This is a genomic window from Planococcus sp. APC 3906 (assembly GCF_030407685.1).
Taxonomy (GTDB): domain Bacteria; phylum Bacillota; class Bacilli; order Bacillales_A; family Planococcaceae; genus Planococcus; species Planococcus koreensis.
This window is the reverse complement of sequence record NZ_JASDCW010000034.1, coordinates 21,388-30,150: the sequence shown is the minus strand read 5'-3', so window position 1 is coordinate 30,150 and position 8,763 is coordinate 21,388. Positions and strand designations below refer to the sequence as shown.

At 38.9% G+C, this 8,763-nt stretch carries 5 protein-coding genes; all 5 read right to left on the bottom strand.

The window, feature by feature from the left end; all coding sequences use genetic code 11:
* Positions 1-914, bottom strand: a 914-nt coding sequence (locus QMA09_RS15250) for a UvrD-helicase domain-containing protein (protein WP_290213722.1), incomplete at its 3' end; no start/stop codon positions are given.
* Between the two features lie 16 nt (positions 915-930).
* Positions 931-3,009: an ATP-dependent nuclease gene (locus tag QMA09_RS15245; protein ID WP_290213721.1), complete on the bottom strand. Its 2,079-nt coding sequence runs from the start codon at positions 3,007-3,009 to the stop codon at positions 931-933.
* A gap of 123 nt (positions 3,010-3,132) precedes the next feature.
* The gene (locus QMA09_RS15240) at positions 3,133-4,317 is read right to left on the bottom strand and encodes a restriction endonuclease subunit S (RefSeq protein WP_290213720.1); all 1,185 of its coding nucleotides are present in this window, start codon (positions 4,315-4,317) and stop codon (positions 3,133-3,135) included.
* Positions 4,292-5,875: a type I restriction-modification system subunit M gene (locus tag QMA09_RS15235; RefSeq protein WP_290213719.1), complete on the bottom strand. Its 1,584-nt coding sequence runs from the start codon at positions 5,873-5,875 to the stop codon at positions 4,292-4,294. Before QMA09_RS15235 ends, QMA09_RS15240 begins: the two co-directional genes overlap by 26 nt.
* Before the next feature lie 106 nt (positions 5,876-5,981).
* Positions 5,982-8,741, bottom strand: a complete 2,760-nt coding sequence (locus QMA09_RS15230; protein WP_290213718.1) for a type I restriction endonuclease subunit R — start codon at positions 8,739-8,741, stop codon at positions 5,982-5,984.
* Positions 8,742-8,763 lie beyond the last annotated feature (22 nt).

Below are 8,763 nucleotides of genomic sequence, written 5' to 3'. Positions count from 1 at the left end.
CATACATTTTTCACTATATTTGCAATGCTATTTCCAAATCTCGATGTCTCAGATATTTCCTTATAGCTAGTTTCGTCTTTAGAAGGTGTCCATGCATCTCTATTTCCTTCAAAAACATTATAAAGAGCTTGGTAAGGATCCCCAAATTTTTGAAAAGATATATTATTATTTGAAAAAAGGAAACCTAACATTTCATACTGTAAAAAGCTTGTATCTTGTGCCTCATCTAACAACACATAGCTAAACCGATTTGATATTGCTTTCTTCAAACTTTCCCCATATCTATTTATGTACCAATTTGCTAACTCTAAGCACTGCTGGTTATTGATTATCCCACTTTCGAAGAGTTTTTCTATAGATTTATTAAAAGCACTTTTATAAGACTGTGTGGCATTACTACTGACTGAATATGACAAATCAGTAAAGACATTTATTTTAGGATTTGAATTACTGAACTTTGGTTTGTTAGGATAGGGCCAATTTGGCTTGTATTGTATAAATTTCTTTTCAAACTTCTCTTGATATTCATCATCATCTAACACTTTGAACTTTTTTTCTCCTAACAAAAGATGAAATGCTTTTCTAGCAAAAAAAACGTTAAAAAACTCCTGTATTGTTCCTATAAAATTTGGGTAGTCTATATTGTTTCTTCCTAATTTATTTAATCCTTTTTTTATCTCATCTACTGCAACATTTGTGTGAGTTATGAGACAAATTCCTTTATTATCTTCAGCGCTTCGTTCTAATAACATTTCATACTTAGCAATTAAAACTGTAGTCTTTCCTGAACCAGGTCCTGCAATTACATCAATTGAACCTTCAGCTTTAATAGCTTCTTGTTGTTGTGGAAAAAACTCACATCCAGATGGCAATATTTTGCTAGAAATTTTGTTAAGCGATTCTTGAATATTCACATTCTCCCCCCAAATCTCACTCTAAACTGGCTGAATGTTTTATTGAATTTATTAGGTACTCTAGGTTTCTATCTTTCAATACTGCCTCTTTTAAAGCTTGATATTCTAATGGCTTAGCCTTTAAATCATTTAATTTTATAGCTAGCAATTGCGCTACTTCTGCTTTAGATACTAATTTATCATTTACTGGCTGAAAAATTTCATAAGCAATATGAGGATTAATCGAGGGCTCTTTTAATTTCCTTATAAGTTCATTATATGCTTGTAAAAACTTTCCTTTATACGGATTCTTATATCTTACTTCGTGAATTGCTTCTACCAGATATGGGGCTAATACACTTTGAGCCAAAGTATATTCCAATGTCCATTCAAGAGCAATGCAAAGCTTTACATTTGAATCATAATCTCTATATTTTTCTTCTAAAATCTCTATTTTCTTTCTTTCTTTTTCTTTAATATAAGTTTCTGTTATGTTCTTCTTTAATAATTCTTCTAATTCTACAACATATTCTTTTTTAACTTTGAATTTAAAGTCCAGAGCCAATTTATTTAAAGTTGAATATTCAACCCCAATATTTTCTGAAATTACTTCTTCAAGACTTTCTTCGCAAAAAATTAATACTTTTTCTAATTCTTCTAAGCTTATTATTGAAAAAACCTTATCTCTTTTCTCTTCAAACTCATAGTATGTCCAAGGCTTTACGTCTATGTCAGTTACTATTGATAGAGGAGTTTTAATTGATGGTCTTCTCATTTCCTCTCTCCATAGTCTAGATCTAGAATAGAGTTTAATGTATCTTTCAAATGATGTCCCACTTACATTAACTATCGAAATTCCATTTTTATGAAGTGGATACTCTATTAAATTCGCGAGTGCTGGTAATAATAGCATTTCAGATTCACCTTCAACTAATATAATTCCTTTGGCAAAGAACAGATTACTCTTAGTGGCATCAAGAAACCTTTCTAGGAATTCATAATCATTAGTATCCAATTCCGTAAATTCTTCTACAAAAGGATAAGCTATACCATCATTTATCATAATAATATGTCGAGGATCGATAGAAGCTACTAAATTTGAGCTGTGAGAAGTCAATATGTATTGGCTTTTGTTTTTTTCAAGTTCTTTTTCTATGTATTTAACTAGTCTGATTTGTGCTTGAGTATGTAAATGTGCTTCTATTTCTTCTATAAGTGTAATTTGTGGTCCAATCAATTGCTCAACTGATTCATTATTCAATAATAATAATTCAGCTGCAATAAATAAAATATTTAAATTTCCTAATCCTAGATTAACGTCATCTGAATCAAGACTTAGCCTTTTTAAAATTGAAAATAAATCTGTTTTAGTAATTGAAAATTTAGAACGTGACTTACTTTGATCAGCAACATCATGAAAGTCTTTTAATAAGTTTTCAATATCTTTTACTAGCGAGTGTCCGTGACTATATTCATCTTCAAAAAACTCCTCAATCTTTTCATTCGCTTTCTGCATCGTTATTACTAAATCATGTTCTGTTGAATCAGTATTCTTTTTGAAAGCAGGATGTGCTCTTAATATATGAGCAAGTCTAGAACGAAAACCAGGTTTTAATTCATTACTTGCATCTCTCAATGGTTTTAAATATGTAGTTTTTAAAAATTCTTTTGCCTGACTGTTTAAACTACTTTCAAAAGCCTGGTCTCCTGCTAAGGTTTTTTTATCTATATACTCTTGACCATTGTCACTTATTTTTTTCTCAACTCTAAGAGAAACTCGCAATTGATAACTTGAGACTTCATCAAAAGAAAGCCATTCTAAGAAAGTTCCAGCTTCCTTCTCAGACAAATCGACAAATATTCCTTCAATATAAAAATAATCGCATGGTGTGCCTGCAGAATCAGTATAGAAATCTTCATCTTTTATCTGTTCATAATCATTACTAACACTCCCTAATAGATATCTCACTGCGTCTATTACTGCCGTTTTACCAGAATCATTTTCACCAACCAATATATTGAAATTAGGATTAAAATCTATAGTAATGGCAGGTTGATTTTCTTTACCTGCATTAAATTTCCTGAAATTAGTTAGGCTTATATTTTTCAAATACATTACTTAGCATCCTCCTTAATTAATATTCTACATAGAACTTATAGGTAATACTTTATAAAGGAGATACCATAAATAGACCCCTACAGTAGAAACTTAAAGAACTGGATGTTCTATTTTGAAAAACTAAACAAACATCCCCTGCAAAAAACCTTTCTTCTGCTCCTCCAAAACCATCAATTTCTCTTTTTCCTTTTCAATTTTTTTGTCTAAAGCGATAAGAAACTCCGAAATTTTATGCTGCTCTTTAATTGCTGGAACAAAAATATAAAAATCTCTTAATCTATCGAGCGCTAATTTTGGTTGGCTACTAGTGGTACTAACCTCTTTTATTTTTCTTTGAATAGCTTCAGATTTTAAACAATAATAAATATACGTATTTATAACGTTTTTGAAACCGGTAATTTTATTGCAATTTTCGGTTAGATTAGCATTATCAAGACTATCATCTATCAAGTTAATTTTGCCGAGGGTTCCTGCAATAGATATAATAACATCCCCTGTATTTACCTTATATTTATTCAATATTTTTTCAGTGTCTTGAGCTATAAATGAAAACTTTACTTTTTCAACGTATTTTTCTCCCATATCAGAAACACTTATATAGGGTATTCCTTCTTGTGAAAAAGAATGTCCTTTAGGGAGCCTCTTTCCACTAGAAATAGTACACACATCACGAAGTCTTAATTTCTCCCAAGTTGAATCATCATCTCTAAACCGCAGCTCCTGCGAAAAAATCTTCTGCATCATTCTTTTTTTAAACTGCTCTAGCTGTTCAATTTTCTCTTGATGCTTCACAATTCTAGCTTCTAATAGTCTTGTAAAATACCCTATTCTATTTTGTTCTTCTATAGAAGGAATACTAATGGGCATTTCAAAAAAATCTTCTGGGTGTATCCTCTTAGCCTTTCTACTACCATTTGCTTTTTCTCCATTTTTTTTATAAAAATCTTTTCGCATAATATAATTTAATAAGAATTCAGAGTTAATGTTTTCTATATCAAATGCTGGCGAATCAATAGTGGATTCATACCCATCCAATTCTTTTGGTACAATTCCGAAAGCATTATTTAAAAAATCTAGCTTTCCGTACATTAATTGACCAGCTCTTCTCCTATAATATTGGGTATTTGCACTCCCCATAACCGCTTCTCTTTTGGGGACAATTCCTTTTCCCCAAAGCTTTACTGTTAATTTTGCAGCAGTATCTCCTTTACTACCAATTTCTCTACTTTCGGCTAAAAAATCACCAATCTTCTTTCTTTCATACTCCTCACTAAATCCTTCAAATCTCAATTGAGGTACGTTCACCTAAACCAACCCCCAATTCCTTAAAATACTCCTCAAGCTCCTGATCAATGTCTTCAATTTCTTGATCAATCTCCTGTAATCGAGCTTGCACCGCATTCAAGTCTATTACTTCTTCTTCGATGAAAGTATCGACATAACGCGGAATGTTCAAGTTATAATCGTTCTCTTCGATCTCTTCCAAACTTGCAGCGTAGGAATAGCGCTCAATCGTTTCGCGTGATTTATACGTCTCAACAATTTTATCGACGTTTTCGTCTGTCAGGTTGTTCTGGTTTTTTCCTTTTTCGAAGTCGTTCGATGCATCGACGAAGATGACGTTTTCTCCAGCTTTTCGGGTCTTTTTAAAAACCATCACGCATGTTGGGATCGAAGTGCCGAAGAAGACATTGGCCGGCAAGCCAATGACCGCATCTAGGTAGTTCTTTTCTTCGATCAAAAATTTGCGGATGATGCCTTCCGCTGCTCCGCGGAATAGTACACCGTGCGGCAAGACGACGGCCATTGTGCCGTTGTCGTCCAATTGATGGATCATGTGCTGGACGAAAGCGAAATCGGCCTTGGATTTCGGCGCGAGCCTACCGTAATCGCTGAAGCGTTCGTCGTCCAGGTATTTGGCATCTGCGCTCCAGTTAGCGGAGTAAGGTGGATTGGCAACTACCGCTTCAAAGCTCATATCGATGTGTTTCGGGTTTTCCAATGTATTGTCGTTCTGGATATCGAAATCGGTGTAGCGCAAGTCATGCAGCAGCATGTTCATGCGCGCCAAGTTAAAAGTCGTTGTCGTCAATTCCTGTCCGTAGAACAAGCGGACGTTCGACTCTTTGGCAACGCGCAGCATCAATGATCCTGACCCACAAGTCGGGTCATAAACATTCTTCAAGTTCGGCTTTTCATGTGTGACGATTTTCGCCAGGATTTTCGATACTTGCTGCGGCGTGTAGAATTCGCCAGCTTTTTTACCGGCATTCGCTGCAAATTGCGAGATTAAGTATTCATAGGCATCGCCGAGTACATCGATGTCGACATCATCATGCAAGAACGGGATATCGTTGATGCTAAGGATGATTTTTGCGATCACCTTCGAGCGCGACTTAACATCACGGCCAAGTTTCGATGAAGTCAGGTCCATATCATCAAAAAGGTGTTCGAAATCCTGCTGGCTGTTCGTGCCGAGTGTCGATTCTTCAATCGCCTTGATGGCTTTGTGCAGAAGCTCTACATCAAACGTGCCTTTGTCCCCTTTGGGAATCTCGGTCACCATCGATGAAAACAGGTATTCCGGCTCGATGACAAAGCCGATTTCTTCAAGCAAGGTTTCAACCAGACCTTCGCGATACTCTTCGTCTTTCCATGCATTTTCATACGAGATATTGTCTTCTTCCAATAGCTTCGCAATCCGTGCTTCTGTCTTTTCTGACAGGTATCGGTAAAAGATCAATCCCAATATGTAGTTCTTGAAGTCATAGGCTTCCATCTGGCCGCGCAAATCGTTGGCCATCGTCCATAGTTTTTTATGCAATTCAGCTTGTTGCTGGCGCTGTTTTTCTGAAGTTGTCATTTATGTGTTCTCCTTTGATGTGCTAAATATATTTTCTAACTTGCGCCCCCGCGGTAGACACAATTTGAAGAACAATTGTGTCTATCACCTGGGCGCGGTGAGTGGTTTATGAATACTTGCGGACATTGTTATAGATGAAATCTTTCAAGGCTTGCACGCGTTTCCGCTTTTCTTTGAAAGGCGCTTTGACGGCGTCATTGATTTCTTGGTCGGGCGATACGCCGGTGAACTCATATTCTTTCATGAAATACTCCAATCGGTCTTCCGCCACATGCAGCTCCTGGGACATCTCATGGATTTCCCGCTTGCGACGTTCGTTTTCAAAGTCGCGGTATTTCTGGTCGACCGAATCGCTATTCGACAGCGTCGGCGCGACGCCTTTCAAGAAGTCCAGCAGCAAATCGCGTTTCAGGCGCATTTCATCGCTGGAAGACTCGTTGACCTCTTTGATAGCGCGGCGCACCGCTGTGTCACGTTCTTGTTTGTTTTCAAAATTGATGTTGCGCAGCAGTTCCAAAATATAATCGACATTGATGCGGTCGGTCTGCATCAACTCGATTTCAAAGTCGACGTCGTTGATGACGGAGACTTTTTCTTTATCATCAATTGCATTTTCGTAAAGCATCAAGTATTTGCTGCGGAAATCTTTATAGGTTTGTTCGCTGATCCCAAGGTCTTTCGGATTGAAATCGAACTCGACAAAGGTTTTCAGCTTCGTCAAAATACGTGTCAAATCACGGAATGCAATGACAAATTCTTTCTGCTTTGTTTCACTTTCAAGTTCGTCAACGTCCTCTGGCATAAGTGCAATATCAAGCATATTATCCAATTGCTTTTTGAAGTCCGCCAAGTATTGATTATACTCTTTCATCAGCACGGTGTCAGTGTCGTCTGTTTGTGAAAACAAGCGTACTGCTGCATCCGTAGCATCTTTCAAATTGCGGTAACAGACGATGTTGCCATATTGTTTCTTCGGACCTTCAACGCGGTTCGTGCGCGAATAGGCTTGGATCAATCCATGATGCTGCAAATTGCGATCGACGTAAAGCGTACTGAGCTTTTTCGCGTCAAAGCCGGTCAAGAACATGTCGACGACGATGAGCAAATCGATTTGGGCGCTTTTCACTTTTTTGGAAACGTCAGCGAAATAGGAAGAGAAATTCTCGGTATTGTGGTTTGTGCCGAATTCCTTATTGAAATCTTGCATGACCCGTTCCAGCGAATGGCGCGAACGTTCCTGGTCCTCCACCACTTCTTCGTTTGTGCCGTAGCTGAAGATGGTTGTGATTTTCAAGTCCGTGTTCAACTTTTTAAACGCATCATAATATTTAATGGCTGCTGGAATACTTTCCGCTGTCAGCAAGCCTGTATAGGTTTTGTTATGGGTCTTCTTGTGGTGAATGCCGGCGATGTGTTCGGCAATCATATTGATGCGCGCGTCCGCAATCCATAATTCCTGCTGGTCGATGCCCGGCACTTTCGTGACGTCATCGATGCCTTCTTTTTCCTTGATCGTGCGGATGTATTCGACGGAAAAGCCAAGGACATTGCCGTCGTGGATTGCGTCTTTGATTAGATATGTATGCAGGCAGTCCTCGAACAAATCCGAAGTCGTTCGCCCGTCTTGGCTCCGGTTTTCGACAAAGCGCGGTGTACCGGTGAATCCTATATACTGCGCCTTTTTGAAATGGCGCTTGATGAGCAAGTTCATTTCGCCGAACTGCGAGCGGTGGCATTCATCGATTACGAAGACGACTTTCTCGTTTTCATATAATGCCATGACGTCTTCATAGCGCTTTGTCTTAACCGCGTGCGCCATTTTCTGGATCGTCGTGATGATGCGCTTGCGCTGGGGGTCTTTCAGCTGCTTGACCAAGACGCCTGTTTTCGTCGTACGGTCGACCGAGTCTTTCTCAAATTTATTGAACTCCTCCATGGTCTGGGAATCCAGGTCTTTGCGGTCGACGAGAAAAATGACTTTCTTGATGTCTTCTTCCTGCGCCAGCAGTTCACTAGCCTTGAACGACGTCAGCGTCTTGCCGCTCCCGGTGGTGTGCCAGACGTAGCCGTTTCCTTCGTTGTCAATCGCCTGCTTGAGAATCTTCTCGACGGCATAGATCTGGTAAGGGCGCATGACCATCAAATGCTTGTCGGTATCGTTAATGATCATGTATTTGGTAATGACGTTCTGGAGCATTTTCGGCTCCAGGAATGAATCCGTGAACGCATCGAGTTTAGTGATGCGCTTGTTTTCATCATCCGACCAAAAGAACATCAGGCTCTTCTGCGGCTCTTTGTCGGAGTTTGCGAAGTATTTCGTATCGACGCCATTCGAGACGACGAAAACCTGCAGAAAGTTAAATAAACCACCGTAGGAATCTTTGCGGTAGCGCATGATCTGATTGAAGCCTTCGACAAAATGGAGGCCCCTCTTTTTCAATTCAATCTGCACGAGCGGCAGCCCGTTGACCAATAACGTCACATCGTATCGGTTCGTGTAGCGCCCGACGACCGTTGTTTGGTGGGTGACTTGCAGGTGATTGTTTGAGTAGTCTTGCGTGTCCATCAATTGAAGATACAGCGTGCTGTCATCGTCGCGCGCAATGATTTGCTTATCGCGCAGAATCTTCGCAGATTCGTAGACGCTTTTGCCTTCGATTTTCAGCAGCAAGCGTTCGAATTCTTTATCAGACAGTACGGTGCCTTCTAGGTTCTCGCTATTTAACCGGTTGAGTTGCTGCCGGAAGTTTTCTTGTAAGTGTTGGATGGAAGGAATCGAAACGCGCTCATATTTCAAGTTGACGAGCTGTTCGATCATCTCTTTTTCGAGCTGCGCTTCGGACTGAGTGTGGGATTGATAAACCATGTGCCTGCCCCTTTCAAATTTC